The sequence below is a fragment of the Brevundimonas sp. BH3 genome (assembly GCF_045345115.1).
Lineage (GTDB): Bacteria > Pseudomonadota > Alphaproteobacteria > Caulobacterales > Caulobacteraceae > Brevundimonas.
On the sequence record NZ_CP150796.1, the window covers coordinates 1,902,715 to 1,929,673 of the forward strand.

Sequence of the window (26,959 nt, forward strand, 5' to 3'; positions counted from 1 at the left end):
GCCGGACATTGCGTCCGGCCTTTTTCAATTCTGCCTCGGAAAGATTGTCAGAGAACTTCCAGAATGGCTTCCAGAGGACGCCCCAGTCTCGCACCCTTTGGCGTTTCAATAATGGGGCGCTCTACCAGAACCGGATTGGCGATCATGGCCGCACGGATCGCATCATCGGATGCACCATCCGCGACCAGAGCCTTGGCCTCTTCCTCGCGCATCCGCAAAAGACCTGCAAAACCCTTGCCCGTCGATTGCGCTAGACGGTCCAGCACATCTGCCGTCCATCCGGTTTTCAGATATTCGACAACTTCGGTCTGGATGCCTTTTTCCTGCAACAACTCCAGCGCCTTGCGGGAGGTCGAGCATTTGGGGTTGTGATAGAGGGTCACGGTCACGGCTTAGCGTCCCTGAGCTTTTGATAGATGCGACCCCCGCGATAGGCGGCGATCATCACAAGAGCAAGTATCAGGTTCAGTGCCCAATTGAGGCGGTTCACGGAATCCGTCAGTGCCGAACGATAGGACGGCTGCATCATCGCAGACAGCACCAACACTATACCCGCCAGTGTCATCACCAGAAAAATCAGCGGGATCACCCAGCCCGGCCGTTTCCACTGCCAGATGGCCAATGCAAGCATCCCCGCCACAGTGGTCAAGGTGATACCAGCCCCGACCCAGCGCATGATTTCGGCGATCTTCTCGAACAACACCAGATCAACGCCAGCTTCGTCCAGCGTCACGGGACCGCGCACATCGCGCATCCGGTCCAGCATCTCGGCCTTGGTCGGCAAGGTCACCCAGTAGCGGATCGTACTGGCCAATGCCGAAAGCACTAAAACAACCGATGCCAGACGCGCATGCATCATGGCGTGTTGACGGGTCTCCGGTCCCTGCCAGATGCTTTTAACGAAACCGATATCGGTCATTATTTCCAAAGCCCCCACCCTGCACCGACTTTATCGGCACATTATTCCCTCTAGCATGCAAAACCTTATGCAGGTCTTGCGCTCGGTCGGCATTGTCAGGAAAAACGTGACAGAGCCACGGTCCCGCGCAAACCCCCGATGTGCAAAATCACGCATACTAATACTGCGCCCGATGAAAGGGCCGCTGCCCAGGCTGGCAGACCACTGACGGCCATTGGCATTCCGACCATCAGCCCTACCATCAACGAAGACAGCTCGAACAGATTCCAGGCTACACCAAAAACCGGCAAAATACGGTTTGGTTTGCGCGCCTGAAACAGACCGGCAACAGTCACCGCAATGAACTGAAATACCAAAAATCCCAATGTAGACCCCGCGCTGTCCGCACGTTCCGGTCCCCACCAGACCAGTCCGGCCTGCATCAACAACACGACACCCCACAGGCCAAAGCCCGCGACGCTATAGCGCGCCATCGACATGGCCTGTTCACGCGATTCGATATTGGCAAACGGTGAGGAAAATCGACGGTTCATGCGTAACTCCGGCCCTGAAGGGTAAAATCCTATCGGCAAGAGCCCGCGATTCCCATAAGCGTCGATAGAAAACACCGCTCCTTCACCTTTGTTCTTTGCCGGATTAGGGTGTGTAGATGAATCTGGACCCGCACGATCACACCGTCCTCGGCAGTCCCGCCTTGCACGGCGACGTCCTTATCGGGCGAGCCGTTGACTGGGCCAATATCAACTCGGGCAGCCGCAACACGGCGGGCCTTCTGGCTGTGCTTGCGGCACTGGAAGATGCCTTCTCCGTCCTGCCCGCCAAGATAGAGCGCGTGCCGACCGGCACATCCAGCAGCGTCGCCGCCGATGGTTCGGTCAGCGTTGACACCTATGCCCCTGCCCTCAAAATCACCTGCCGCCCCGATGCGCCGATCCAGATCGTTCTAACCGGCCACTATGATACCGTCTTTGCCGAGAACAGCCCGTTCCAGCGTGTTGTTACGCGCGACGACGGTGCGCTGAACGGCCCCGGCATTGCCGATATGAAGGGCGGGATCAGCGTCATGCTGGGGGCCCTCGAAGCCTTCGAGGCACATCCGCTCAAAGATCGCGTCGGCTGGACCGCGCTCCTCAGCCCCGACGAGGAAATCGGCTCTCCGGGTTCTGCACCCCTGCTAGCCGAGCTGGGGGCCCGCGGCCATATCGGCCTGACCTATGAACCCGCCATGGCCGACGGCACTCTGGCGGGTGAGCGAAAAGGCAGCGGCAACTATCACCTGATCGTCCACGGCAAGGCCGCCCATGCGGGCCGTGCCTTCCACGAAGGTGCCAATGCTATTGCAGGTGCCGGCATGATCGCCGCCAAGCTGCACAGCCTGAATGGCCAGCGCGCAGGTGTGACGGTCAATGTCGCCAAGATCGACGGCGGTGGCCCGCTGAACGTCGTCGCCGACAATGCCGTGGTGCGCTTCAATGTGCGGGTGCCCGATGCCCAAAGCGCCTCATGGGTGGTGGATGCCATCGACGACATCTGCAAGTCACCGCCACTTGAAGGCCTGCACCTGCATCTTCATGGTGGCATGACGCGTGCGCCCAAGCCTATGGATGCCAGCCAGACCGCCCTGTTCGGCGCGGTGAAAAACGTCGGCGACCTGTTGGGGCAAGCCATACGCTGGCAGTCCTCGGGCGGTGTCTGCGAGGGCAATAATCTTCATGCCGCCGGTCTGCCCAATGTCGATACGCTGGGCGTCATCGGCGGCGATATCCATTCCGATCAGGAATATGCGTGGCCCGACAGTTTCGGTGACCGCGCCCGCCTGTCGGCCCTTATTTTGTGCAAGATCGCTTCGGGCGAGATTGACGCCCTCAAGCTGAAACAGCTCCGACTGGAGACCCTGTAGTCCATGCTTATTGTACGTCCTGCCGGCCCTGCCGATCTGGCTCATCTGCTGGAACTGGCCATCCTGTCCGGTCCCGGTTTTACCAGCCTGCCCGAAGATGCCGATGTCCTGACCGAGCGTCTGGAACTGAGCCAGAAAAGCTTCCTCGGCCAAGTCCCGTGGGAAGAGGCGTGGTACACTCTGATGCTGGAAGACAGCGATACCGGAGACATTGACGGTATCGGTTCGGTCAAGGCCACGGTCGGTCTGAAACGCCCGTTCTTCTCGTTCCGTCTGGTCAACAACATCGTCCAGTCACCGTCTCTGGGCGTAAAGCTGAACCACCAGACACTGGTGCTGGTGAATGAATGCGCGGGCTGGTCCGAAGTCGGCTCGCTGTTCCTCAAGGCCGATCGTCGGCGCGGGGGCGCAGGTCGCCTGTTGGCCCAGTCGCGCTATATGCTGATCGGTGCCCAGCCGGAAATGTTCGCCGACAATGTACTGGCCGAGTTGCGTGGTGTGTTCACGCCGGATGGGGCCTGTCCGTTCTGGGATCATGTGGCGCACAAATTCTTCCCGATGGACTTTGACGACGCCGACCGCATGACCGGATCGACCGACAAACAGTTCATCCTCGATCTGGCCCCGCGCCACCCCATCTATGTCGAGCTTCTGCCTGAACCAGCCCGCGCCGTGATCGGCAAGGTCCATCCGCAGGGCATTCCCGCCATGGCGCTGCTGGAATCCGAAGGCTTCCGCATCAATGGTCTGGTCGATATTTTCGATGCCGGCCCCACGGTTTCCTGCGGCCGCGACAATATCCGCACCGTGCGTGATGCCCGCGCCCTGAAGGTCGAACTGGGCGAAGATATTCAGGCAGAGCTTCCGGCTCTGGTTTCAACCGACAGCATCGCCAATTTCCGCGCCGTACGCGTTAAGGTCGATATCCACGGTGACAGCGTCACCATCCCCGCCGATGCCGCCCGCGCTCTTCGTGTGAAGACCGGCGATATCGTCCGCGTCAAAGTCTGACCCTCAACAGAGCCGTTTCATGCCCCAGTTCCAGTCCATTGATCCCACCACCGGCGAAATCGTTTGGGAAGGCGTGGAAACCACCGCCGAACAGGTGGCCGCCGCTGTCGCCAAGGCCCGCACGGCCCTCTCCGACTGGGCGCTACGTTCGCGTGAAGCGCGCATTGCCATCATGAAGGCCTATCAGGTCCGCCTGAAGGAGCGTAGCTCCGAAATCGCCGAGGCCATCAGCCGCGAAACCGGCAAGGCCCTATGGGAAACACAGGCCGAAGCCACCATCATGCAGGGCAAGGTGGATATCTCCATCCGCGCCTATAACGAGCGTACCGGCGAGCGCAGCAATGACATGGCCTTTGGCCGCGCCGTGCTGCGCCATCGCCCGCATGGTGTCGCGGCTGTGCTTGGCCCGTTCAACTTCCCCGGCCACCTGCCCAACGGCCATATCGTCCCGGCCCTGCTGGCGGGCGATACGGTCGTGTTCAAACCGTCCGAAGAAGCACCCCTGACCGGCCAGATCATGGTCGAATGCCTGCTGGAAGCGGGCGTACCGGATGGCGTTATCAATCTGGTTCAAGGCGGCAAGGAAGTCGGCGCGGCCCTGTTGGACCAAAAGATCGACGCCCTGATGTTCACCGGATCGGGTGCCGCCGGTGCCCATTTCCGCAAGAAGTTTGCCGATGATCCGCATGTGATCCTCGCGCTGGAACTGGGCGGCAATAACCCGCTGGTGGTGTGGGATGTGGCCGATCCCGAGGCTGCGGCTACCCATGTAGTGCAATCAGCCTTCATCACCTCGGGCCAGCGTTGTTCCTGCGCACGTCGTCTGATCGTGCCGAACGGCCCGCAAGGCGATGCCGTTGTCGAGGCCGTCGCCAAACTGTCCGACCGTCTGAGCTTTGGTCCGTGGAACGGCAATGCCGAGGTCTATGGCGGCCCGCTGATTTCGGCTCGCGCCGCGCAAAAGGCCCTCGCCGATCTACAAGCCCGCATCGACATGGGGGCCAAGGTGATCCGCGCCTCGGGCAATATCGACGGCCTGTCCGAGGCCTTCGTCAAACCGGCCATCATCGACGTGACCGGCGTGGACGTTCCGGACGAGGAAATCTTTGCGCCCTTCCTGTCGGTGATCCGCGTGGACAGCTTCGAAGATGCTTTGACCGCCGCCAACGACACTCGTTACGGCCTGTCGGCGGGCCTGATCAGCGACGATGTTTCGCTGTGGGATCGCTTCATCACCACCATCCGTGCGGGCGTTGTCAACTTCAACCGCCCAACCACCGGCGCGGCGGGTGACATGCCTTTTGGTGGCCTCGGTTCCAGCGGCAACCACCGCCCCAGCGCCTATTACGCCGCCGACTACTGCGCCTATCCGGTCGCCAGCTTCGAAGCGCAAAGCGTGGCTAACATCACGAACGAAATCAAAGGCCTGAAATAATGTCTGCACAGGCCATCGAAACCAATGCCGATGGCCTGATCGGGCCAACCCACTCCTATGCAGGGCTGTCGCCGGGTAATCTGGCGTCCAGCCTGAACAAGGGCGTGGCGTCCAATCCGCGCGCGGCTGTGTTGCAGGGGCTGGAGAAGATGAAGCGTCTGGCCGATCTGGGTCTACCGCAATTCATCCTGCCCCCGCACGAGCGCCCGAACATCCCGTTCCTGCGCTCGCTGGGCTTTGCAGGCACCGACGCCCAAGTGCTGGAACGTGCTTGGAAGGATGCACCATCCTTTGCCGCTGCCGCCTGTTCGGCATCCCCAATGTGGGCGGCCAATGCGGCCACCGTCACGCCCAGCGCCGACAGCACCGATGGCCGTGTACATTTCACCCCCGCCAACCTCGTCACCAACCTACACCGTTCGCTGGAGCACCAGCAGACCCAGCGGGCGCTAAACACCCTCTTCCCCGACAGCCGCAAGTTCGCCGTTCATGATGCCCTGTCCCCCGTCGCCCATCTGGCCGACGAAGGCGCAGCCAACCATGTACGTCTGTGCGCCGATCATGGTGATGTGGGCGTCAACCTGATGGTCTGGGGCCGCAAGGCGTTCGAGAACTGGAACGGTCCCTACCCCGCCCGTCAGACCTATGAGGCATGCGAGGCCATCATGCGCCGCCACGGGGCTTCGGGTGCGGTGCTGGCCCAGCAATCACGCGCCGCCATCGCAGGCGGCACCTTCCACAATGATGTGGTCTGTGTGGGCGCGCTGGACACGCTGTTCTTCCACGAACTGGCCTTTGAAGACACCAACGCGACCAAGGCCGCCATACGCGCCGCCGCCAAAGGGTTCGAGCCAAAGTTCGTAGAGGTATCCGCCACCGACCTGCCGCTGGGCGATGCCATCAGTTCCTATCTGTTCAACTCCATGCTGGTACGCCTGCCCGGTGATGATCGGCTGACCCTGATCTGCCCCACCGAAACCCGCGACAACCCGCGCAGTCACGCCGTTGCCGAACAGATTGCAGCCTCTAACGGCCCGATTGGCCGCGTGGAATATGTCGATGTGCGCCAGTCCATGGCCAATGGCGGTGGCCCTGCCTGTCTGCGCCTGCGGGTCGTGCTGACCGACGAAGAACTGGCCGCCACCAACCCCGCCATGCGCATGACCGACGAGCTTTATGCCCGTCTGACCGTCTGGGCCCTGCGCTGGTATCGTGACGAGTTGCGTCCTGCCGACCTTGCCGATCCGTCATTGCTGATCGAAAGCCGTGGCGCTCTGGATGAACTCAGCGCCATCCTCAACCTCGGCCGAGACTTCTACCCGTTCCAGCGGCCCTAAGCCTTCAGCCGCTCCAGTGCCTGTGGATAGCGCCGTGACAGCGGTGCTTCCAGTGGTCCTAGACCGACCGTCCAGTCACCGGAACCGACAGGCACCAGCCCTGTCATTCGCGCCGGATTCACCAGCCATGAACGGTGGCTGCGCACAAAACCGACTGGTTCCAGACGCGCCTCGACTGCCGCCAGCGTCGCTCGCATCAGGGGTTTTCGTCCGTCGGCCAGATGGAACTCGACATAGTTACCCGCCGAGGCCACAGCCAGAATATCGTTCAGCGGCACCCGTATAATCCGTGCCCCGTCTCGGATATCGAAACTGACAGGGCGCACCTCGTCCTTGCGGTTGCGGCGCACCTCGGCCACGCCCCAGAACACGGTGATGAACAGCAAATAGACCAGAATGTCCTTGCGGAACTCGAACAGGAAGTGGTTGCCGAACGTGTACGGGCCATGGTCCATCACGACATAGGCCAGTTGTCGCAGCACGATGAACACCGCCACATGCAGCACCGAATAGGCCACCACTGCTGCACCATGTACGGCCACGAAATGCAGGCGCGTTTTCCATCCGGCCGACAATAACTGGTCCGCAGGCGCACGCGCCGCAGCCAGCCACGGAATCCAAAGCGCACAAACCAGCCCGATCAGGCTGCTTACCTCCCACACCACTGGCTCCCAGCGATGGGCGTCTGCCGTATCCACCCATGTGGTCACGATATTGATGGTGGTGACCACACCGGCACAGGCCAGCAACAGAAGCCCCCCGCGAAACAGATCCGACCTGTCCGCACCGCTCGTCACACTGTTCACGCCACTCGTCACAGCCGCTCCCCGTCTGGCCCCTTTATCGGGCCTATTCGCCCGCGCCCATTGAGCGCCGTGCCGCCAGCCGCTGTCTAGAGGGCATGACCCAAACCACTGCACACCACTTTTTGCGCAGACATGATCTGGACGCCATCCGCATAGGGGCTTTCATGCTGCTGATCCTCTACCACATCGGCATGTTCTATGTGCCGTGGGACTTTCATGTGAACAGCGCCCGCCCGCAGGAATGGCTGCAACCCGTCATGTGGTTCACCAATCCGTGGAGGCTGACCCTGTTGTTCCTCGTTTCAGGCGCGGCCACACGGTTATTGCTTGAGAAGTACCGCGCCGAGGGACCGGGGGCCGCCGAACGGCTGGGCGGATCGCGACTGTTGCGACTGTTTTTACCTCTGCTGTTCGGCATGTTGGTGATCGTGCCGCCGCAAACCTATTATCAGGTGGTCCAGCATGTGCGCGATAACGGCCTTGCGACCGATATCTATCACAATGCCATGACCGCCGATTTCTGGGTGCGCTATGTCACATCCAAGGGTGACTGGTGTGATGCCGACGGCTGTATCACCACCCCGACATGGAATCATCTGTGGTTCGTCGCCTATGCCATGATCTATAGTTTGATCGCGGCGCTGGTGGCCGGTTGGGCAGGCCCACGTCTTGCCAAGGCCACACAGGTTTTCGAACGCCTATTCAGCGGTATCGGTCTGTTTATATGGCCGATGGCCTATCTGGCGCTGATCCGTTTGTGGTTGTTTCCCCAGTTCCCGATCACGCACGATCTTTTCGGTGATCTGTATAACCACGCCCTCAGCCTTGCCGCCTTCGGGTTCGGTTTCCTGATGGCCGATGCGCCGCGTGTAACCGAGGCGTTGCAGCGCTATCGCCATGTGTTTCTGGCGCTGGCACTGGTCTCATACGGGGTCTGGGTCGGCTATATGACCGGCTTCAAAGACACCGCGCCGCCAGAGGCTCTGAAACAGGCCATGCGCGTGGTTTATACCATCGACCAGTGGGCCTTTATCTGCGCCATTCTGGGTTATGGCGCGCAACATATCCGCCAGACCTCGCCGCTGATGCGCTGGCTAGGCGGCGGTATCTTTACCTTTTACATCGTCCACCAGACCCTGATTGTGGTGCTGGCCTTCCAACTCGAAAAACTGAACCTGCCGCTGTTTGTCGAAATGGGTGTGGTACTGTCCCTCACCCTGACCGGCTGTGCTGTGGCCTATGAAATCGCCAGACGGGCCGGTGTGTTTGGCATACTGATGGGCGTCGGCGTCGCTAAGAAAACTGCGGCATGATGACCTGTCACACGGCCGTTAAACTCGCGTCATTCACACGTTATCCAATCAGCCTACGGAGCGCCCTATGAACCCTTCACGTCGCGCCTTTATGGCCTCCGCCACCGCCCTTGCCCTGTCCGGCTATGCCCTTCGCGCACAGGCCGCCGCCAATGGTTTCATTGACGGCCCAGCCCGCAACGAAGTGTTCGGCTATGGCCCGATGGTCAAAGATCCCTATGGCGTCCTGGACCTGCCGGAAGGGTTTTCGTACCGCGTGGTATCGCAGGCTGGCGAGACCATGAATGACGGCCTGATGACGCCGGACAAGTTCGACGGCATGGGCTGTTTCCCGCTGGATGATGACCGCGTCATTCTGGTGCGTAACCACGAGGTCGATGCCGACGAGTTCAATCTCAGCGCATGGGGAACGGCGCACCGTCTGGCCGACGATATCGACCGCAGCAAGGTTTACGGCGTCTATCCCGACCCCGATGGCGGCGTCTATCCGCTGGGCGGCGGCACGACCACATTGGTTTACAACCTCAAGACCGGCAAGCTGGAACGCAGCCACCTGTCGCTGGCGGGCACCGCCACCAATTGTGCGGGCGGCAAGACACCGTGGGGCTCATGGCTGTCGTGCGAGGAAAGCCTCGCAGGTATCAAAGACGGTCTGCCCCAAGACCATGGCTGGGTGTTCGAGGTTCCCGCCAATGACACAGGTCTGGTCGAGCCCAAACCGATCAAGGCCATGGGCCGTTTCAAGCACGAAGCCGCCTGTATCGATCCGCGTACCGGCGTGGTCTATCTGACCGAAGATGTCGAAAACTCGCTCTTCTATCGCTATCTGCCGGTCGATCCGCGCCATCTGGACAGGGGCGGCAAGCTGCAAGCCCTCGCCATTGTCGATCAACCGTCCGCGGATACGCGCAACTGGGACAGCGTGATGTGGTCACAGGGCCAGAAACGCACCACCCGCTGGATCACTCTATCGGATGTCGAAAGCCCTGAAGGCGATCTGAACCTGCGCGGCCATGCCGCTGGCGCGGCCTTCTTTGCCCGTGGCGAAGGTATCCACTGGGCCGAAGATCACCTGTATTTCACCTGCACCTCGGGGGGCGTAGGACGTCACGGCCAGATTATGCGTTATGTCCCCTCGCCGCGCGAAGGTGCCCATGACGAGGCTCTACAACCGGGGCAGATCGAACTGTTCGTAGAAGCCACCGACCGTGCAGTGCTGGACTATATCGACAACATCACCATCGCCCCGAACGGCCACGTCATCGGCTGCGAGGATCGCAAGATCGGCACCAACCACATCAAGGGCGTCATGCCCGATGGTCGCATCTACACGATTGCGCGCAATGCCGAGCCGCATGACAGCGATGACACTAATAGCGAACTGGCTGGCGTCTGTTTCTCGCCCGAGGGCAAGACCATGTTCGTCAACATCTATTCGCCGGGTGTGACACTGGCCATTACCGGCCCGTGGGAAAACTTCCGCGTCTGACCCTTACTGCAGGGCGCACAAACGGGGGGCGTGGCGGCCATTGCCATCAACTGTGAACAGTCGACACTGTTCTTGTTCGGAAATCGGCTCCACCCCCTCTGTCACCGCCAAAGCTTCCTCTGCGGCATAGGCGATGGCAAGCCCTTCCTCGGTTTCCACCATGACCGAGTAAAAAGGCTGTTCGGGGTTGATGCTGCCAATATCCCCGATCGGCCCCTGATAGCTCGCATCCACATCCAGCACCAAGCCATAGAAAACGTGGTGGATGTGACGGACTTTCTGACCTAGTCCAAAACGTGCTGTGCGAGCTTGGATCATAAGCCAGATACGTTTGGCGCACATGAAGGTTGCTACAAAAACCGTCATTCAGTGTGACTATTTGTAACCTTAAATCCTGTAATCATAATTACACAGCTTGGGGGCTTGGCCTGATGACGGGATGCGGGCTAGGTTAAGTATGACGGGCGCCACTTTGGACCGCCCACATACCCTTGTCGGCCCATGCCGGAGACCAAAGGCGCGCCACCCAAGCGCGACTCACGGTCCCAGCCCTCCAGACCACGTCGGTCGGGCGATTCAAATCGGGATGCACCCTTGTATGGCGCACTTGATTTGGGGACCAATAATTGCCGCCTGCTGATCGCGCGTCCTGCGCGTGACGGCTTTCGCGTGGTTGATTCCTTCAGCCGGATTGTGCGGCTTGGCGAAGGCCTCTCTCGCACAGGCCGTCTGGACAGCAACGCCATGGAACGGGCCTATGAAGCCCTCAATCTATGCGCCGAACGCATTGCCAGACGCGGCCTCAAAGCTGAAAATCTATCCGCAGTGGCCACACAGGCCTGTCGCGGTGCCTCCAATGGCGCGGAATTTATCGAGCGCGTCCGTAAAGGCACGGGACTGGATCTACGGATTATTGACCCCATCGAGGAAGCGCGCCTGTCCGTTGCGGGCTGCCTCAATCTGATTGATCCGACATCCGAAGCTGTTCTGGTCATTGACGTTGGCGGCGGCTCGACGGAGCTGTCATGGATGCGTCGCAGCGAACAAGGCCTGGATACACTAGCCTGGATGTCGGTTCCTCTGGGCGTTGTCAGTCTGGCAGAACGTCATCCCGAACCGCAAGGTTCGCCGCGACACTGGTACGAAGCCATGGTCGCCGATGTCGGTGACGCAATTGCTAGGGGCGCGCCTGACGACCCCGCCTATCATAGCCTCTATCAACAAGGCCGCGCCCATATGGTTGGCACATCGGGTGCCATCACCAGTCTGGCCGGTATCCATCTGGGTCTGCGCCGCTATCAGCGTGATCTGGTGGATGGCCTCTGGATGACGCGCACTGATTGTGAGTCAGCGGCCAACCGCCTCATCACCCTCGGCCCGGACGGACGTGCAGCGGAAAACTGCATCGGGCCGGATCGGGCCGATCTGGTTCTGGCGGGAGCCGCAATACTGGAAGCCGTACAGCGGGCATGGCCTTGCGAGAGAGTGCGCGTGGCCGACCGTGGTCTGCGCGAAGGGCTGTTGCTGACCATGATGAGCGAACCTAATCGCGCCACTCGCAAACGCCGTCGTCGGCGCAAGCGTTCGCGAGGGACACCCCCGCCCGCAACCCCGGCAACAAGCTAGGGCTTACGGTTCGATCCGCACAGGAATCTGGATGTCGCATGGCGAGAAGTCTGCACCTCTGGCCTGACGCACTGTGGCCACTATGCCCCGGAAGGTTCTGCTGTCTGGGCGCAGGCGATAGACGCCCGGACGTTCGCTTGCCGGGATGGCCGAGGCCACCTGCACCTTGGTCATGACATCGGGATCTGTGACCATGCCGCTGGGCAGGTCACCGGCCTTTAGTGCATTGACGACATCCTGTCCGACAACCACGCGGCCCCAGACGCTGTAGCGGCGCTCTAGCGACGGATAGGCATCGCGCATGAAGAAGAACTGGCTGTCAGCGCTGTTCTCGTCGGTGTCGCGGGCCATACCGGCCACACCGGGACAGTACATGCCCCACGCGGTAGCCTTACCGTCCTCGAACCGACCGAAAAAACGATCCGGTTGACTATAGACGGGCACACTGTGGTGAAAACCTTCCGGATAGCCCGCAGGATGGGCCACAGGTTCGAACGGCGTTTCCGGCCCGCGCCGGAAGGTCAGCTCGGCCTTTACAGTGCCATGGGTGCTACCACCCTCGCCGGTGCCCGTCGGATCACCTGTCTGGGCCATAAAGCCGTCAATGACGCGGTGCCATTTGACGTTGTCATAAAAACCCTCGCCCGCCAGCAGACGGATACGCTCGACATGCAAGGGGGCAATATCGGGTGTCATCTCGACCCAGATACGCCCTTTGGTCGTGTCGATGACCAGCAGGTTTTCGGGGGCGATGGCCTCGTAATCGCTGTCGGGGCCCACAGGCTCCGCAAGGGCGGGAGAGAAACCGAAACTGGCCACAAGGGCTGCGGCTACAAGGTTTATCGGTTTCATCATCCCGCCTTTGTTATCGTTTTCAGTTCCGGCGTATTCAGCCGTTATCGATCTGGACCGGTATCTGGATATCGCATGCTGTAAAACCGTTGCCCTTGGCCGTACGCGCGGTCTCGACTGCGGCATTAAACGGCGCACCACCGGCCACAGCCACGCGCACAGTCGGGCGTTCTCCTTCGGGCAATTGCGAGGCCAGACGCACGCGCGTCATCACATCAGCCCCCTCGCCCACGGCACCGTCCGCCGCTTCAGAGCCGGCTTTCAGCGACTTCACGACATCCAGGCCCGACAGTACACGACCAAAGACCGTATAGTTGCCGTTCAGCGTGTCGGCATGGCCGGTCGTCAGATAGAACTGGCTGTTGGCGCTGTTCGGCTGTGAAGAGCGTGCCATACCAGCCGTGCCCGCACAGAACAGCGGCGTGGCCCATACCTTCATATCGGCATTGATCATCATCTGGGCGTCAGGCTGGGTGGCAACCACCACTGAACCGACAGTCCCCACGTGACCCGGACCGCCATTGGCAACGGGCACATAGCCCGCATCGCGTCCACGGCGGAAGCTGAACTCGGCGGCGATATCGGGCAGCTCACTGCCCCCCTCGCCCGTCCCCTTGGGATCACCGGTTTGCGCCATGAAATTGGGAATGACGCGGTGGAATTTCAGGCCATCATAAAAGTTCTGGTTCGTCAGGGTGCGAATGCGCTCGATATGGTTCGGCGCAATGCGCGGTTCCAGCTCGACCAGAACCCGCCCCTTGGACGTATCAATCACCCACAGATTCTCGGGGGCCACCATGCGCCAATCCGCTGACGGCGTGGACTGGGCTTGTGCAGCACCGGCCATAAGGACGGTGGCTGCGCTCATACAAATCAGCAGGTTTTTCATAGACTCAATGTTTCAGCGCTTGCCCACCTTGTCGAGTACCGCTGCGGCAATCGCAGGGCTGACAAAGCTTTCGATATTACCGCCCAGCATAGCGATTTCCTTGACCAAGCGCGAAGCAATAGCCTGATGACGCGGATCAGCCATCAGAAAGACGGTTTCGATCTGGCTATTCAGACGCTGGTTCATTGCTGTCATCTGAAACTCGTATTCAAAGTCGGCCACAGCGCGCAGGCCTCGCACGATACAGGTCGCATCGACCTCTTCAGCAAAATGCATCAGCAGACTGGAGAACGGGCGCACTTCGATCGCATCACCGAATCGGGCGACTTCGTAACGCAGCATTTCGACACGTTCGGCCGTCGTGAACAACGGTCCCTTGGCATCGTTCTGCGCTACACCGATCACCAGCTTGTCGACCAGTTTGACCGCACGCCCGATGATGTCGAGGTGGCCATTCGTGACCGGATCAAAAGTACCTGGATAAAGTCCGATACGCATAGGCTATCTCAAGCCTCCCCAACTCTAAGTCCGCATTGCTTAGCAGGTGCAAAAAGAGGGGAATAGCGCAAATGGCTTCACCTCGCAGCCGAATATGACATTGCCCGCCCGTATTACAGCGGTTGCAAAGCCTGACGCGTCCATGCGTCGCGTATGCGCGCAAGCATCGGATGCTCGGCATCAAAGCTATATCCGTCGATAGCCGAAATAGAGCCCGCGGGCGTTGCCGCATTGCACAAGAATGCCGCCTCAAATCGGCTGAGATCACGCAAGGACACCGCTTCATAGGCTTGGGAGATGCCCATTTCCGATAGGCCACTTTCAATTAGACGGCGCGTTACCCCATCCAGAATGTCGCCCATGGGCCAGACCACAGTGTCATCGCAAATCAGACCGATATTCCAGACTGTGCCTTCCAGTATCTGGCCAGTAGATGAAACCAGTAAGGCATCGTCAAATCCGTCCATGCGAGCCTTGCGGCGGGCATGAATAATGCCGGTCGTACCCAGATGTTTGAGGTGCGCCAGTTCGCGCTGGTGCGGGACAGCGCTGAGCCTTTGACCATCGGACAGAGGCTGCGCCGGACCCGACACCCACACCCCGACCACCATATCGCCAGACTGTTCGGGTGTGCGGATCGACAGGTCCGGTGCCGTCAGGGTGACACGCACCCACGCCTCGTCCACTGCCGCAAGAGCAGCGCGCAAGGGCTTCAAAATGTTTGATTTATCGAGTTGTTGGCCAAACAGTTCCTGACCCGAGGCGATCAACCTCTGCAGATGCAGGTCCAGTCCGCGCACCCCGTTCGCCTGATACGAAAACGAGGTCAGAGCGCCATAGTTGACCATGGCCATACGGCGTAAATCCGCCGCAGATGCAGCATGGCCGTCGATCCACAACTGCGGTTCGACGGCCATGTGTCTCTTAGTCCTCCGAGGCGGTCGGGGCTTCGGCGATCTCGGTGGCTTCACCTTCGATCACGCCCTCGCCTTCAACCTCGGTATCGTCCTCGTCCGAACCCGGCAGGCGCTCGACCGAAACCACGGTCTCGTCCTTGCTGGTACGGAAGATCATCACACCCTGAGACGAACGGCCAACAATGCGGACCTGCTCGACAGGGGTGCGGATCATCTGACCGGCATCGGTAACCAGCAGAAGGTCATCGCTGTCCAGAACCGGGAAGGCTGCGGCCAGACGCTTGCCCGCACGACCGCCAAGGCCGTGAGCCGTCAGGCCCTGACCACCGCGACCGGTGCGACGGTATTCATAAGCCGACGAACGCTTGCCCAGACCGTTTTCAGAGACGGTCAGGATGAACTGCTCGGCGGCGGCCAGTTGCTCGATACGCTCCGGCGTCAGGACAGCATCATCGCCGCCTTCATCCTCGGCCTCGGTCGCAACAACCTCTTCGTCGCCTTCGCCAGCCGCCGCGCGACGGGCTGCATTGGCGTGTTTGACATAGGCGGCACGTTCTTCCGGCGTAGCATCCACACGGCCCAGAACGGCCATGGAGATCACCTCGTCACCGTCTTGCAGACGGATACCACGAACACCGGTCGAGTCACGCCCCTTGAAGACGCGGACGTCGTCCGCCTTGAAGCGGATGGCGCGGCCCAGTGCCGTGGTCAGCAGGATGTCGTCTTCGGCATTACAGATGGCGACGCCGACCATGTGGTCACCGTCTTCCAACTTCATGGCGATCTTGCCCGCGCGGTTCACCGTGGCGAAATCACTGAGCTTGTTACGACGCACATCGCCCGACTTGGTGGCGAACATGATGTCGTAATCGCCCCAGGTTGCCTCGTCTTCCGGCAGCGGCAGCACGTTCATGATGCTGTCGCCCGGCTCGATCGGCAGCAGGTTCACAAAGGCCTTGCCCTTGGACTGCGGCGTGCCCAGCGGCAGGCGCCATGTCTTGAGCTTATAGGCCTTGCCGTTGGTGGCAAAGAACAGAACCGGCGTGTGGGTCGAGGCCGAAAAGACGCCGGTGATGGCATCCTCGTCCTTCATGGACATGGCCGAACGGCCCTTACCGCCGCGATGCTGGGTGCGATAGGCGTTCAGAGCCACGCGCTTGACGTAGCCGGTGTGGGTGACGGTCACGACCATGTCCTCACGCGGGATCAGGTCTTCGTCTTCCATCTCGTGATCGCCCTCACCGATAAGGGTGCGGCGCGGCACAGCAAACTGCTCCTTAACGGTCAGCAGGTCTTCGCGGATGATGGCCAGAACATTCTTGCGGTCCGAGAGGATCTCGAGGTGACCGGCAATGGTGCCTGCCAGAGTATTGGCTTCACCAAAGATGTCATCACGCCCCAGACCGGTCAGACGCGACAGGGTCAGGGCCAGAATGGCCTTGGCCTGTTCGTCGGTCAGACGGATCAGGCCGCCCTCGACCAGAACTGTACGCGGATCGGCAATCAGCTCGACCAGAGCCATCATGTCGCCCACCGGCCATGCCTTGCTCTGCAAGCGTTCGCGGGCTTCGGACGGATCGGCCGACGAACGGATGATGTGGATCACTTCGTCGATATTGGCCACAGCCACAGCCAGACCGACCAAGACGTGACCACGATCACGCGCCTTGTTCAGCTCGAATTTCACGCGGCGGACGATCACTTCCTCGCGGAATTCGAGGAACACTTCCAGCAGCTTGCGCAGGCCCATCTGTTCGGGACGGCCATGGTTCAGCGCCAGCATATTGACGCCGAACGACGATTGCAGCGCCGTATAGCGATAAAGCTGGTTCAGGATCACATCGCCCGAAGCATCGCGCTTCAGCTCGATGACAATACGCATACCCAGACGGTCGGATTCGTCGCGAACGTCGGAAATACCTTCCAGACGCTTTTCGCGGACCATCTCGGCAATGCGCTCGATCAGGGTCTGTTTATTGACCTGATATGGCAGCTCGGTGATGACAATCGCATCACGGTCCTTGCGAATTTCCTCGATCGCAGCCTTGCCGCGAACGATAACCGAACCACGGCCGTCACGCAGGGCGTTACGCGGAGCCGTACGCCCCATGATCTCGCCGCCGGTCGGGAAGTCAGGCCCCGGGACAATGTCCAGCAGGGTTTCATCAGAGACTTCCGGATTGTCCAGCAGTGCAATCGAGGCATCGATGACTTCGCCAAGATTATGCGGCGGAATGTTGGTCGCCATACCCACGGCGATACCACCGGCACCATTGACCAGCAGGTTCGGAATCCGGCTCGGCAGAACGACCGGTTCGAGTTCCTTCTCGTCGTAGTTCGGCTGGAAATCGACAGTATCCTTGTCGATATCGGCCAGCATCGCCACGGCAGCATGCGTCATCTTCGCTTCGGTATAGCGCATCGAAGCGGGCATATCGCCGTCAACGGAACCGAAATTGCCCTGACCGTCCACAAGGGTCAGCCCCATGGAGAAGTCCTGGGCCATACGGACCAGCGCCATGTAAACCGACAAGTCGCCGTGCGGGTGGAAACGACCCAGCACGTCACCCACCACACGCGCGCACTTGGAGTACGAACGCTCGGGTGTCATGTTCAGGTCATGCATCGAATACAGGATGCGGCGGTGAACAGGCTTCAGACCATCGCGCGCATCAGGCAGAGCGCGGCTGACGATCACGCTCATGGCGTAGTCAAGGTACGAGCGTTTCAGCTCGTTTTCGATGGTGATCGTTGCAATCTCGCCGGACGTCGAAGGGGCGGCGTTTTGGTAACTATCGTCGGTCAAGGAAATCAGGCTTTAAATGGCCGGAATCGGAACGTGATCCGCTAGGGTTGGTTCTAGCACTCAGGGGGCGTCGTGGCAAAAGAACATGCCGTTCCAAATCCGTACTTTCTGGAGGCAATATCATGCGTAAAACAACCACCGCCCTACTCGTCGGCAGCTTGGCCGCTCTCGCCACAGCCTGCACTGCTGTCGCTGCTGAACAGGCTTCGCACACAGGCCACCAATCTGCGCCCGCAGCCACATCGTCAGGCTATAATGTCCATCTGTTCAACAACGAGGGTGCCGCCGCGGGCACCGTCACCCTGAAACAAGGTCCAAACGGCCTTTTGATGGTTGTTGAAGCCACAGGCCTGACGCCGGGCTGGCATGGTATCCACCTGCACGAAACAGGCCAGTGCGAGGCCGCCTTTACGTCTGCCGGTGCCCATATCAACCATCCCGAAGCCAAGGTGCCGCACGGCCTGATGAATGCCGACGGTCCCGACAATGGCGATCTGCCCAATATCTATGCCCATGCAGACGGCACGGCCAAGGCCGAGATCTTCACCACCCGCGCCCGACTGTCAGGTGATGATTCGGCACAGGATCTGCTGGATAATGACGGCTCGGCCATCATCATCCACGCCAATGCCGACGACCATTCCAGCCAGCCGATTGGCGGGGCTGGTGCGCGCGTGGCCTGTGGTGCGATCCATCTGATGCACTAGGTACAGCACCTATGAAAAAGGGCGCAGCGGCCTTGGCCACTGCGCCCTTTTTCTTGTGGCCAAAGCCGAACCCTAACGCGCTGCGCCGTATCGCAGTCCACGCTCGGCCAGAGAAACAACCACCACACCGATCAGTGTAAGTGCTGCGCCCGTAATGATTTGCGGCGTCAGCTGATCGTTCATGAACAGCCATCCCATCAGTACCGAGACCACTGTGGACCCCAGAAGATAGGGCGTGACACGTCCGGCTTCGCGGCGCTGTACCAGCCAGAATAACAGGCTGGTTGCTAACACCGAGGACAAAAGCCCCGCCCAGATGACAGAGGCCCAGACCAGAGGTGTTGCGGATTTTACGCCTTCAATCTGTCCTGTTTCAAACAGGAGCGAACCCAATGTCATGGTCGGAAAGGCGGTAAGCGCCAAAATGCCCTGCATCTTCAGCGGCGGCACAGAGGCCGTACGACGGGCAATCACCGTCACCAAGGCCCAAACCGCTGCACCCATAATGCCGATCATAATGGCCTCCCAATCATGCAGAGCATGCGGGTCAGCCGTCATCCACGCCACACCGACAAAGGCGATCGCCATCCCGACAAGCCCCGGCCAACGCACCTTTTCCCCCAGTAACAGAAACGCAAACAGGGTGGTGAACGGTATCCACATCTGGGTGGCCACAGACACAGGACTGACATCTTGTGCCAGCGAAAAAGCGTAATAGATCAAGCCATAGTGCAGGACCCCGCCCAGAAACGCGATCAGCAACAAAGCCTTCCAGTTCGGGAAGGGCGGGCGCACAAACGGGGCCAGACACAATGCAGCGACCGCAAACCGCAGGGCGGCCACCATCATCGGCGGCATATATTCTGTCGCCAGTTTGGCGGCTGCGTTATTGACACCCCAAATGATAACGATAGCCAGAATGGCCCCGATTTCCAGCGGTGTGAGCTTTTGATCCAACATAGTGATCTGGCCATGCCATAGGTAAAGGCGTTTGGCTTCTCACGAAGCTTGTCGTCGTGTTTCGACACGCGATGACTTCGCCTAGATGTCACTTCGGGTTATGGGAACCGCACAGTATCCAGCCAAGAGAGTTCCCATGGCCATCGCCCGTTCCCCCCTGCGTCGGACCTTTGCCGCCTTTAGCGCCGCATTGTGCCTTGGAGCCATCAGCAGCCCCGTTCTTGCTGGTCCTGTGCACGTCACTTCACCCGAGCCTCTGCCGCTGGATAACCACATGCCGCGCGTCTTTATGGGCGGCAGTATCGATATGGGTGGCGCACCCGACTGGCAGGCCGCCATGACCCGCGCCCTGTCGGATATGGATGTGGTGGTCCTGAACCCGCGCCGTCCCGACTGGAACCCTGCATGGCGTCCCGAAGCCGACGAGCCGGAATTCCGCCGTCAGGTGGAATGGGAACTGGCCGCCCTCGAAGCTAGCGACGTCATCGTCATGTATTTCGCCCCCGGCACCCAAAGTCCCATCAGCCTGCTGGAAATGGGCCTGCATGCCCGTACCGGAAAACTGATCGTGCTGGCTCCCGACGGTTTTTGGCGCAAGGGCAATGTGGACATCACCGCTGAGGCCTATGGTGTGCGTCAGGTTCACACGATGGAAGAGCTGACAGCGGCTGTGCGTGAAGCCCTGAGCGAAGCGGCCACCAAGGGCCGCTTCGTCCGTTAACTCAGACCTTAGAAAACCGGCTTGGCCACCATCAGCCAATAGATGCCGATCACACCGGCAAAGGCGGGCCAGCCCAGAATGAACCATATGCGGAACAGGCCGAAATAGCGGGGCGGCAAGGCCTCCCCCTCGGCCTGAGCCTGCTTGGCCATTTTCGCCAGTTCCATCTGGATCCACACCACCGGCAGCCAGCAAATGCCGATCAGCACATAAAGCCCATAGGCCGCCAGCAGCCACGGCTCGGTCAAGCTGTAGCCCTGAAGGTGGATCAGGCCCAGTCCGCTGATCGGCTGCACCACCACAGCGGTCGCTGTGAACAAAAAGTCCGCCAGTACCACGATCGACCCGACGGCCGCCATGGTCGCGACATTGCGGGTCATGTGGGCGCGCAACATGAAGAAGGCGATCCCTGCCCCTGTGCCGAACAATACAGCCCCCGACAGGATGTGGATGATCTTTAGCCACTCATACATTAGCGTCTCGCCTCCGTTCCTGCCACAAACAGGCACAGTGCCATCATCGGCAGCACCTTCAGCCACGGCCCCAGCGGGTTCAGCCAGTATTGCGGCAACAGGACCGTCGCCGCGATCAGGTATCCGATGGTGGCCATAAACATGAAGATCGCCACCCGCGAGGTCCATGGACGCACAAACAGCATCAGCCCCAGCACCACATCCAGCAGCGCGCCAAACCACACGATAGGCCATGCAAAACGGGCCGCCGCCGTTTCACGGATAATGGCCAAAGACTGTTCCCATCCGACGGTATAGCTGACCACGCCGGTCAGGAGCCAGAAAAGGCCCAGCACCAGAATGGCAATGGGCCGCACACCCCACAGGCGGGCATGCCAGACATCCTGAACCGAGGCAGGATTTTCCGACAAGAAGCGCCGGAAGCTGCGGGCATCCACACCCAGACGACTGGCCCAGTCACTGTCTGCGCCCGCCGCGCCGTAATCCAGCTGCTTCATCGATGTGCTGCGCAAAGGTGACGGCCATCCCAGCCGGCCCAGCACATCCCCCGCCATTATCGCCGGTGTCGCCATCCAGCGCGGTACCCGCACAATCGGAGCAGCCTCAAACCCTAGCCAGCCGCGATAAAGCGACAGGGTTTCCACCATGGTCACGGTTTCGGGTCCGGTAATGTCCAGGGCCTCGCGGCTGATGCTGCGATCCGAAACCAGTTTCACCACGACCTGCGCCAGATCAGCCAACGCCACGGGTTTGAACCGTTGTTCGCCCCCCACTACCGGCATGACAAGAGGCATAGCTGCCAAGGCACGGATAAAGCCGGTGCCGCCAAAGGCCGCACGATCGACCACCAGCGATGGCCGCAGGATCACCCAATCCAGTTTTGAAGCCATGACCATGGTCTCGGTTTCGGCCTTGGAAGATGCATAGAGGGTGCCTGCATCCTCATCGGCACCGACAGCCGAAACATGGATCAGGCGCGACACACTACCCGCTTCACACGCCGCAATCAGGGCACGAGGGCCGTCAATATGGGCGATACGGTTGCTGTCCTTGCCGCCGTCCTGAAGCACGCCGACGCAGTTCACCACCGCATCGACACCGGCCAGCAAACCCTGCCAGTCATCGGGACGTGTCAGGTTAAAGAAATCTGCCTTTACCCATTCAAAATGTGGAGCCCGTCGCGAGGCCGTGCGCGTATCACGCGCCCCTGCCCGTACCTGATACCCGGCCGATGACATGGCCGCAGCCACACGCGAGCCGATAAAACCATTGGCCCCGAGAACCAGAATACATCCAACCATAGTCACCCCCACCGGTTCCTAATCCAGAATCCGGTCCTTCATATCGGCGCCTTCGGGCGGCATGGCGCACCATGTCTTGCCCTTAAGCCTGCGCCGGTTACGCGCCACAAAGCGATAAGCTAAATCCCTGATCGGGCGTGGCACCATATGGCCAACCATCCCCAACCGATACGGAAACGGCAGATGCCGCGCCAGATGCAGCACCGCGTCCGACATGCCCATCGCCTGCCCGTCCTCAATCACCAGCATACTCGCCGGATCATCGGGACTTAGACCGTAATGGGCCAGCAAGGCCCGCCCCAGATCACTTTGCATCGGCAACAAACGAAAACGCGGACCGTGCTTGAGCAGGGTCCGCGCCGAATGCGAGCAGAGAGCACAATCGCCATCAAACAGAACCACAGGCCGGTCATCCTTAAAGGACGGAACGGCGGGATCATGGCGATAGCTATAGGCTCCCTGCCTCATTTTTCGTTGTGATTAGAACGGGATGTCGTCGTTCAGGTCATAGCTTTCCTTCGGACCAGATGGACGGTTGGCACCGCCGGTCGAGAAGCCCGACGAGTAATCATCATCATTGCGACCGCCACCTTGGCCACCGCCATAACCACCGCCCGAGCCGCCATCCGAACGACCGCCCAGCATGGTCAGGGTGCCGTTAAAGCGTTGCAGCACGATTTCGGTCGAGTATTTCTCGACGCCCTGCGCGTCCGTGTATTTACGAGTTTGCAGCGAGCCTTCGACATAAACGGTCGAACCTTTTTTCAGATACTGCTCGGCCACCTTGACGATGTTCTCGTTGAAAATGACCACCGAGTGCCACTCGGTCTTTTCCTTGCGCTCGCCCGTGGCCTTGTCGCGCCAGGTTTCCGAGGTCGCGATACGCAGGTTAGCGACACGGTCGCCCGAGTTCAGGGTGCGGATTTCCGGATCGCGGCCCAGATTGCCGACCAGAATAACCTTGTTGACGCTGCCCGCCATGACCGATGTCCTTTTATTATTGCCCGCCGGTCTGACCGACAGCGACGGGAATGTTCCATTTATGTTCCGATTTCACAACCGGAAAATCTATTGCTCGCGAGATGCTATCAGGGAGCGATCGCGATGGGACGCCCGTCGATCTCGCGCTGAATGGCACCCGGTATAGCGAGTCGGCCATCTCCCGTGCGCGTCAGAGCGAAAAACCGTGGACCATTCAGCGAAGTGCTCATCTTAACGCCCTGACGGTCGATGAAGATAAAGCGCCCCTGATAGGCACCGACAAGATCATTATTGGAGCCGCCCATACGTAAGAATTTAATGCGCAACTCTTCCAGTCGGGCCGCACAGAACTCGATCTGCGGCTGGTCGCGGGCAACCTCGTTAAAGCGTATGCCACCCTTCTGGGTCGCATCCTTGCCAACGTGATAGCAGACGCCCTCGTCCATCGGGGCTTCGACCTCGTTGGACGCGCATGCCGATAGGCCAAGACCCAGTGTCCCCAGCATTCCCACCATCAGAGCCGTTTTAAAAACTGGACGCATCAGAGCCTCGGAAACTGGCATTGGCGGTTTTGATCCGCATACGTGCGGAAGTTGGCATTATCCGTCGAAACTTCAACCCGACGCGGGACCAGACGCAAGGTCACATCGTTCCAGCGACCATACTGGGCCTCGCCCGGCGTACGGATGCAGGTACCGGCATAAAGCGCGTTCACGCACTCGGCCTGGTTCATACCCTGCCCGACCTGACGCCATTCGGAACCGACGTGGCGCAGACACTGCCCTTCGACCGGCCCCGCAGGTTGCGGGGCTTGAGCCGGTGCAGAAGGATTGACAACCTGAACCTTGGGCTCATCGACAGGTAATGCGGGCGGCGGCGTAAACGAAGCCGCAGCCAAAGCGCCCGTCGCATCCAGACCGACATCCAGAGTGCCCGTGGCCACACCATTTCGTTCGGCGCAGTTTGCCAGAGTGGCCATGCCGACAAACTGGCCGCTGACATAGCAACGCAGTTCACGCGTCGGCTCCAGCGTCGGAGCCTCGGCCAGATCAATTTTCAGACCGCCCTCGGCGGCTGGAGGCACATTGTCGGGGTCATTGGGATTTCCCGCACCGAAAAACATTGCAGCCGCAACAGCAGCCACAACGGCCACACCTGCGCCCACAATTACCATCGTGCGGGTATCTTTTGGAAAAGCCATACGGGTCTCTACGCCATCAATGGCTTCAATAGCCCTGTCCTAATGGCCCGCGTCAACTGTGACTGTGCAGAACTCAGCCACCCAGACGGGCCAAAGCCGCCTGATAATTGGCAATCTGGCTTTGCATATAGGCCGATGGCGCGCCGACCGGCCCCTTATTGGCGTTCAGCATGGTCGGGCTCATAGCGCGATAGGCTTCGCGTACACTGCGTAAAGCCGATTGTACAAAATCACGCGCCTGAATGACGGAATCGGCATTCAACAGGTTCAGACTGGCCGGCAGATCAAGACCAATCGTCTTGCGCTTGTCATCGCCCTTGCCGACATAGCCCGCCGTCAGACCAAGCCCCGCCAGCGCATCACGCCCCGTTTCCCCCGAAGAGATCAGAGCGCCCTTGCGGCCATCAGCATTGGTCAGGGTCAGGTACTGGCCGCCCCCTTGCAGGACACGGCTGTCGCCTTCGCTGGCCGGACCCTCGCCGCGATTGGTCGAGACGGTGACCTTCAGGTTGCGGCCTGATGCCGTTTCAATCTTGGTGGCCAGGGTTTGCAAGGTATCGCGGGCATCGATCGTCACGGCGGTTTTGCGGTTGGTATTGGGGTTGATGACATAGAAACGGTCACCGGCCCTAAGTCCCGTAGCATCCACCAGTTTTTGCGACACGTCCTGAACCAGCTCGCCACTGGGCAGGCCCAACTTGTCCAGCACGCTGGAGCCATTGCTGGTGACAGTCAGGGCCAAGGGTTTGGCCTGTTGCTTGTCGCCGGTCCATGTGCGGTTCCAATCCACCGCACCTGTCGTTGCGTCGATCCGCGCCAGATAGGCAATGGACGGATCTGTATCCTTGGCCGTACGGGCGCGATCCCATGTGCCGGTCAGCCAGACCTCGCCATCCACGATCTTGACATCCGCCGCTGTGTCATCGCCCGCCGTACCGTAATAGGTCAGGCGATCATCGCCCGAAGCCTGAAGGTCCATCGACAGACTGGCCACAAAGGCATCCGATCCACCCGCATGGGCGCGGGTTACGGTATCGATATTCAGTCCAGCATTGCGCGTTGCACCCGATACAATCAGCTTGCCATCCGATACCGCAATTCCTGCAATCTCGCCGCTGTGGGCCGCGCCCAGATTACGCGTGGATAACAGCTCAGGAGCGCCCTCCTGACCGATGCGGAACTGGCGCACGACAAAGCTGCCGTTCTCGATACCAGCCGTATAAAGATTGTCGCCATCGACAGTCATGGCCTGAACGGAATCGTCACCCACCGTCCCGAACTGGGTGGTGCCCAAAGATGCCGCCTTGATCGGCGCGGTGGCATGGCTCTGGCTCTCGCCAAACACCTGCACATAGCTGTCCCAGCCGCCTGTCGCCGTGGTGCCGGGCATGGCCGACTGGGCGCGTCCCGACACATAGACCTTTCCATCGGCACCGAACGATACTGCCGTGGCTTCATCTGCAGCCTTGGCACCACGTGAATGGGTCCATTGCTCGACGCCATTGGCATCGAATACCGAGACAAAGCTGTCGGACAGGCCCGCATTCGCCCCGCTCTGACCGGGGATCAGGCCACCCGTCACTGAACCGGCCACAGCCACGCGGCCATCATCGGACACCGAAATGGCATAGCCCGCCGCATTGGAGGCCGCACCTAACCCGCGACTGATGACCACCTGCCCCGTAGAATCCAGCTTCATCAGCACAACGTCAGACTGGCCACGCACAGTGTGGCCGCCTGCGTCTGCTGTCATATCGGCCACAATCCACATACCGCCATCGGCAGCGGCTGCCGAAGCCCGCACTGTACTGATGCCATCGGGCAGATTGGACTGGCCGGTGCGGCCATCAACCCAGTTTGTCTCGCCGATACCGGCCCCGCCAGAACCCGCAGGATCGAATTTCAGAGCCTGATTATTGCCGCCAAGGCCATTGCCCTGAATCACATGAACCGAAGGGCCGGAAGAAACCGCCTGAAAACCCACTGTCTCATTGGAATTGCCGGAAACACGCAGACCCCAGCTATTACCCGAGGCAGGCAGGGTAATGGTACGATCCCCCACAGTCATCTTGCGCGGTTCGCCGGGGATGTCCTGACGGCTGAAACGGGTTTCTACGCCCGCAGTTTTCAACGTGCCGTTAATGTGTTCGATCACCGCATCCATTGTGCGGGGCGTGGCCCTCATATCGTTCAGATCGACAGCAATTGACTGTGTGCCGCTTCGGGTACGAATGGTGATGTTGAACTGGACCTCGCCCTGAAACGCATCGACAGGCTCGGACAGGCTCCCCTTGTGCAAAGGACCGGTCTGATAGGCATGATTGTCACGCGGGATCACCGTCGTCCCTTGACTGCGGGTCGAGGAAACGCCGTTAATCAGCTGAACCGTATCCACATCAGAACCAGCCGTAGCCAGATAATCGGATACTTCTTTAAGGCCCGCCTCGAAACGTTTTTGCAGCTGTGCCGCCTCGGTCTTGGAAACGCCCTTCTCCATCCCTCTCAGGGCCAGGGATTCCAGAAGTTGCAGCCCTGTATGTAACGAAAACAGAGTCTTGTATTCGTGGGAATTTTTAGTCTTGAAATCGAGTTTATTGGCGCGCTCGTCGATAAACTTGGTGTTCGACAAGGCCTTGCGCAACAACTCGGACTGGGTCGGCTGTTTGTCCGCGACGGAGCTGCTCCACGGTGCCGTCGGCTGTGATTTTATGCTGCCGCCAGACGCACCGGTGCCACCCGAGAAGATGCTGCTGGCATCCCCCCCGTAAAGTCCCAACAGATAACTGTTGTTGATCTTCATAAGGCGCGCTCCATTTC

The 26,959-nt window shown here is 60.1% G+C and carries 27 protein-coding genes; 9 read left to right on the top strand and 18 right to left on the bottom strand.

Annotated elements, in window-relative coordinates:
- Nucleotides 1–47: 47 nt before the first annotated feature.
- From WEU32_RS09310 to WEU32_RS09320, 3 genes are all read right to left on the bottom strand, one after another.
- Nucleotides 48–389, bottom strand: coding sequence for an arsenate reductase family protein (locus WEU32_RS09310; RefSeq protein ID WP_312812661.1), 342 nt, complete (start codon nucleotides 387–389; stop codon nucleotides 48–50).
- Entirely contained in the window at nucleotides 386–919 is a 534-nt protein-coding gene (locus tag WEU32_RS09315) for a hypothetical protein (RefSeq protein ID WP_406851698.1), read from the bottom strand. The genes WEU32_RS09310 and WEU32_RS09315 overlap by 4 nt, the downstream gene beginning before the upstream one ends.
- 95 nt (nucleotides 920–1,014) lie before the next feature.
- Nucleotides 1,015–1,452 (bottom strand): hypothetical protein, encoded by a 438-nt coding sequence (locus WEU32_RS09320; RefSeq protein WP_406851699.1) that lies wholly within the window; start codon nucleotides 1,450–1,452, stop codon nucleotides 1,015–1,017.
- 116 nt (nucleotides 1,453–1,568) lie between these two features.
- Here WEU32_RS09320 and WEU32_RS09325 point away from each other — a divergent pair, with 116 nt between their 5' ends.
- From WEU32_RS09325 to astB, 4 genes are read left to right on the top strand one after another with little or no spacing between them, the layout of a single operon-like run.
- Complete coding sequence (locus tag WEU32_RS09325) at nucleotides 1,569–2,819, top strand: hydrolase (protein ID WP_406851700.1); 1,251 nt, start codon at nucleotides 1,569–1,571, stop codon at nucleotides 2,817–2,819.
- Between the two features lie 3 nt (nucleotides 2,820–2,822).
- Nucleotides 2,823–3,830, top strand: coding sequence for an arginine N-succinyltransferase (locus WEU32_RS09330; protein WP_406851701.1), 1,008 nt, complete (start codon nucleotides 2,823–2,825; stop codon nucleotides 3,828–3,830).
- 19 nt (nucleotides 3,831–3,849) lie between these two features.
- Nucleotides 3,850–5,265, top strand: coding sequence for a succinylglutamate-semialdehyde dehydrogenase (gene astD / locus WEU32_RS09335; RefSeq protein ID WP_406851702.1), 1,416 nt, complete (start codon nucleotides 3,850–3,852; stop codon nucleotides 5,263–5,265).
- Nucleotides 5,265–6,602, top strand: a complete 1,338-nt coding sequence (astB, locus tag WEU32_RS09340) for an N-succinylarginine dihydrolase (protein ID WP_406851703.1) — start codon at nucleotides 5,265–5,267, stop codon at nucleotides 6,600–6,602. The genes astD and astB overlap by 1 nt, the downstream gene beginning before the upstream one ends.
- Here astB and WEU32_RS09345 read toward each other — a convergent pair.
- Nucleotides 6,599–7,408, bottom strand: a complete 810-nt coding sequence (locus WEU32_RS09345) for a LytTR family DNA-binding domain-containing protein (protein ID WP_406851704.1) — start codon at nucleotides 7,406–7,408, stop codon at nucleotides 6,599–6,601. The genes astB and WEU32_RS09345 overlap by 4 nt on opposite strands.
- Nucleotides 7,409–7,503: 95 nt before the next feature.
- Between WEU32_RS09345 and WEU32_RS09350 the strand changes: the two genes are divergently transcribed.
- On the top strand, nucleotides 7,504–8,721 hold the full coding sequence (locus tag WEU32_RS09350) for an acyltransferase family protein (protein WP_406851705.1): 1,218 nt from the start codon (nucleotides 7,504–7,506) through the stop codon (nucleotides 8,719–8,721).
- Nucleotides 8,722–8,788: 67 nt separating this feature from the next.
- The gene (locus WEU32_RS09355; RefSeq protein ID WP_406851706.1) at nucleotides 8,789–10,210 is read left to right on the top strand and encodes an alkaline phosphatase PhoX; all 1,422 of its coding nucleotides are present in this window, start codon (nucleotides 8,789–8,791) and stop codon (nucleotides 10,208–10,210) included.
- 3 nt (nucleotides 10,211–10,213) lie between these two features.
- On the opposite strand, the gene hspQ is transcribed toward WEU32_RS09355, so the two are convergent.
- Nucleotides 10,214–10,576, bottom strand: coding sequence for a heat shock protein HspQ (hspQ, locus tag WEU32_RS09360; RefSeq protein WP_312136702.1), 363 nt, complete (start codon nucleotides 10,574–10,576; stop codon nucleotides 10,214–10,216).
- Nucleotides 10,577–10,711: 135 nt separating this feature from the next.
- On the opposite strand from hspQ, the gene WEU32_RS09365 reads away from it, so the two are divergent.
- Nucleotides 10,712–11,836: a Ppx/GppA phosphatase family protein gene (locus WEU32_RS09365; RefSeq protein ID WP_406851707.1), complete on the top strand. Its 1,125-nt coding sequence runs from the start codon at nucleotides 10,712–10,714 to the stop codon at nucleotides 11,834–11,836.
- A 3-nt stretch (nucleotides 11,837–11,839) separates the two neighbouring features.
- Here the strand turns inward: WEU32_RS09365 and WEU32_RS09370 are convergent, their stop codons facing one another.
- From WEU32_RS09370 to gyrA, 5 genes are all read right to left on the bottom strand, one after another.
- On the bottom strand, nucleotides 11,840–12,691 hold the full coding sequence (locus WEU32_RS09370) for a peptidylprolyl isomerase (protein ID WP_406851708.1): 852 nt from the start codon (nucleotides 12,689–12,691) through the stop codon (nucleotides 11,840–11,842).
- Nucleotides 12,692–12,725: 34 nt separating this feature from the next.
- Entirely contained in the window at nucleotides 12,726–13,556 is an 831-nt protein-coding gene (locus WEU32_RS09375) for a peptidylprolyl isomerase (RefSeq protein ID WP_312136697.1), read from the bottom strand.
- 33 nt (nucleotides 13,557–13,589) lie between these two features.
- Nucleotides 13,590–14,075, bottom strand: a complete 486-nt coding sequence (gene coaD, locus WEU32_RS09380; protein ID WP_406851709.1) for a pantetheine-phosphate adenylyltransferase — start codon at nucleotides 14,073–14,075, stop codon at nucleotides 13,590–13,592.
- Between the two features lie 113 nt (nucleotides 14,076–14,188).
- Entirely contained in the window at nucleotides 14,189–14,992 is an 804-nt protein-coding gene (locus WEU32_RS09385; protein ID WP_406851710.1) for an aminotransferase class IV, read from the bottom strand.
- Between the two features lie 7 nt (nucleotides 14,993–14,999).
- Nucleotides 15,000–17,798: a DNA gyrase subunit A gene (gene gyrA / locus WEU32_RS09390; protein ID WP_406851711.1), complete on the bottom strand. Its 2,799-nt coding sequence runs from the start codon at nucleotides 17,796–17,798 to the stop codon at nucleotides 15,000–15,002.
- 122 nt (nucleotides 17,799–17,920) lie between these two features.
- Here gyrA and WEU32_RS09395 point away from each other — a divergent pair, with 122 nt between their 5' ends.
- Entirely contained in the window at nucleotides 17,921–18,505 is a 585-nt protein-coding gene (locus WEU32_RS09395; protein WP_406851712.1) for a superoxide dismutase family protein, read from the top strand.
- Nucleotides 18,506–18,577: 72 nt separating this feature from the next.
- On the opposite strand, the gene WEU32_RS09400 is transcribed toward WEU32_RS09395, so the two are convergent.
- Nucleotides 18,578–19,465, bottom strand: a complete 888-nt coding sequence (locus WEU32_RS09400) for an EamA family transporter (protein WP_312136687.1) — start codon at nucleotides 19,463–19,465, stop codon at nucleotides 18,578–18,580.
- Between the two features lie 136 nt (nucleotides 19,466–19,601).
- Here WEU32_RS09400 and WEU32_RS09405 point away from each other — a divergent pair, with 136 nt between their 5' ends.
- Complete coding sequence (locus WEU32_RS09405) at nucleotides 19,602–20,186, top strand: nucleoside 2-deoxyribosyltransferase domain-containing protein (protein ID WP_312812637.1); 585 nt, start codon at nucleotides 19,602–19,604, stop codon at nucleotides 20,184–20,186.
- 8 nt (nucleotides 20,187–20,194) lie between these two features.
- On the opposite strand, the gene WEU32_RS09410 is transcribed toward WEU32_RS09405, so the two are convergent.
- The 7 genes from WEU32_RS09410 to WEU32_RS09440 all read right to left on the bottom strand — a co-directional run bounded on the left by WEU32_RS09410 (nucleotide 20,195) and on the right by WEU32_RS09440 (nucleotide 26,942).
- Entirely contained in the window at nucleotides 20,195–20,659 is a 465-nt protein-coding gene (locus WEU32_RS09410; protein WP_406851713.1) for a DUF2269 family protein, read from the bottom strand.
- Nucleotides 20,659–21,960 (bottom strand): SDR family oxidoreductase, encoded by a 1,302-nt coding sequence (locus WEU32_RS09415; RefSeq protein ID WP_406851714.1) that lies wholly within the window; start codon nucleotides 21,958–21,960, stop codon nucleotides 20,659–20,661. The genes WEU32_RS09410 and WEU32_RS09415 overlap by 1 nt, the downstream gene beginning before the upstream one ends.
- A gap of 18 nt (nucleotides 21,961–21,978) precedes the next feature.
- Complete coding sequence (locus tag WEU32_RS09420) at nucleotides 21,979–22,428, bottom strand: thiol-disulfide oxidoreductase DCC family protein (protein ID WP_406851715.1); 450 nt, start codon at nucleotides 22,426–22,428, stop codon at nucleotides 21,979–21,981.
- Between the two features lie 12 nt (nucleotides 22,429–22,440).
- Complete coding sequence (gene ssb / locus WEU32_RS09425; protein ID WP_312136678.1) at nucleotides 22,441–22,941, bottom strand: single-stranded DNA-binding protein; 501 nt, start codon at nucleotides 22,939–22,941, stop codon at nucleotides 22,441–22,443.
- 107 nt (nucleotides 22,942–23,048) lie between these two features.
- On the bottom strand, nucleotides 23,049–23,483 hold the full coding sequence (locus WEU32_RS09430; protein ID WP_312136676.1) for a hypothetical protein: 435 nt from the start codon (nucleotides 23,481–23,483) through the stop codon (nucleotides 23,049–23,051).
- Nucleotides 23,483–24,142, bottom strand: a complete 660-nt coding sequence (locus tag WEU32_RS09435; RefSeq protein ID WP_406851716.1) for a hypothetical protein — start codon at nucleotides 24,140–24,142, stop codon at nucleotides 23,483–23,485. Before WEU32_RS09435 ends, WEU32_RS09430 begins: the two co-directional genes overlap by 1 nt.
- A gap of 73 nt (nucleotides 24,143–24,215) precedes the next feature.
- Complete coding sequence (locus WEU32_RS09440; protein ID WP_406851717.1) at nucleotides 24,216–26,942, bottom strand: transcriptional regulator; 2,727 nt, start codon at nucleotides 26,940–26,942, stop codon at nucleotides 24,216–24,218.
- Nucleotides 26,943–26,959 lie beyond the last annotated feature (17 nt).

Bases quoted from the DNA above. Each gene is read 5' to 3' on its own strand.
- WEU32_RS09315 (WP_406851698.1), bottom strand. From the start codon at position 919: ATGACCGATATCGGTTTCGTTAAAAGCATCTGGCAGGGACCGGAGACC.
- WEU32_RS09320 (WP_406851699.1), bottom strand. From the start codon at position 1,452: ATGAACCGTCGATTTTCCTCACCGTTTGCCAATATCGAATCGCGTGAA.
- WEU32_RS09325 (WP_406851700.1), top strand. From the start codon at position 1,569: ATGAATCTGGACCCGCACGATCACACCGTCCTCGGCAGTCCCGCCTTG.
- WEU32_RS09330 (WP_406851701.1), top strand. From the start codon at position 2,823: ATGCTTATTGTACGTCCTGCCGGCCCTGCCGATCTGGCTCATCTGCTG.
- astD (WP_406851702.1), top strand. From the start codon at position 3,850: ATGCCCCAGTTCCAGTCCATTGATCCCACCACCGGCGAAATCGTTTGG.
- astB (WP_406851703.1), top strand. From the start codon at position 5,265: ATGTCTGCACAGGCCATCGAAACCAATGCCGATGGCCTGATCGGGCCA.
- WEU32_RS09350 (WP_406851705.1), top strand. From the start codon at position 7,504: ATGACCCAAACCACTGCACACCACTTTTTGCGCAGACATGATCTGGAC.
- WEU32_RS09355 (WP_406851706.1), top strand. From the start codon at position 8,789: ATGAACCCTTCACGTCGCGCCTTTATGGCCTCCGCCACCGCCCTTGCC.
- hspQ (WP_312136702.1), bottom strand. From the start codon at position 10,576: ATGACGGTTTTTGTAGCAACCTTCATGTGCGCCAAACGTATCTGGCTT.
- WEU32_RS09365 (WP_406851707.1), top strand. From the start codon at position 10,712: ATGCCGGAGACCAAAGGCGCGCCACCCAAGCGCGACTCACGGTCCCAG.
- WEU32_RS09370 (WP_406851708.1), bottom strand. From the start codon at position 12,691: ATGATGAAACCGATAAACCTTGTAGCCGCAGCCCTTGTGGCCAGTTTC.
- WEU32_RS09375 (WP_312136697.1), bottom strand. From the start codon at position 13,556: ATGAGCGCAGCCACCGTCCTTATGGCCGGTGCTGCACAAGCCCAGTCC.
- coaD (WP_406851709.1), bottom strand. From the start codon at position 14,075: ATGCGTATCGGACTTTATCCAGGTACTTTTGATCCGGTCACGAATGGC.
- WEU32_RS09385 (WP_406851710.1), bottom strand. From the start codon at position 14,992: ATGGCCGTCGAACCGCAGTTGTGGATCGACGGCCATGCTGCATCTGCG.
- WEU32_RS09395 (WP_406851712.1), top strand. From the start codon at position 17,921: ATGCGTAAAACAACCACCGCCCTACTCGTCGGCAGCTTGGCCGCTCTC.
- WEU32_RS09400 (WP_312136687.1), bottom strand. From the start codon at position 19,465: ATGTTGGATCAAAAGCTCACACCGCTGGAAATCGGGGCCATTCTGGCT.
- WEU32_RS09405 (WP_312812637.1), top strand. From the start codon at position 19,602: ATGGCCATCGCCCGTTCCCCCCTGCGTCGGACCTTTGCCGCCTTTAGC.
- WEU32_RS09410 (WP_406851713.1), bottom strand. From the start codon at position 20,659: ATGTATGAGTGGCTAAAGATCATCCACATCCTGTCGGGGGCTGTATTG.
- WEU32_RS09415 (WP_406851714.1), bottom strand. From the start codon at position 21,960: ATGGTTGGATGTATTCTGGTTCTCGGGGCCAATGGTTTTATCGGCTCG.
- WEU32_RS09420 (WP_406851715.1), bottom strand. From the start codon at position 22,428: ATGAGGCAGGGAGCCTATAGCTATCGCCATGATCCCGCCGTTCCGTCC.
- ssb (WP_312136678.1), bottom strand. From the start codon at position 22,941: ATGGCGGGCAGCGTCAACAAGGTTATTCTGGTCGGCAATCTGGGCCGC.
- WEU32_RS09430 (WP_312136676.1), bottom strand. From the start codon at position 23,483: ATGCGTCCAGTTTTTAAAACGGCTCTGATGGTGGGAATGCTGGGGACA.
- WEU32_RS09435 (WP_406851716.1), bottom strand. From the start codon at position 24,142: ATGGCTTTTCCAAAAGATACCCGCACGATGGTAATTGTGGGCGCAGGT.
- WEU32_RS09440 (WP_406851717.1), bottom strand. From the start codon at position 26,942: ATGAAGATCAACAACAGTTATCTGTTGGGACTTTACGGGGGGGATGCC.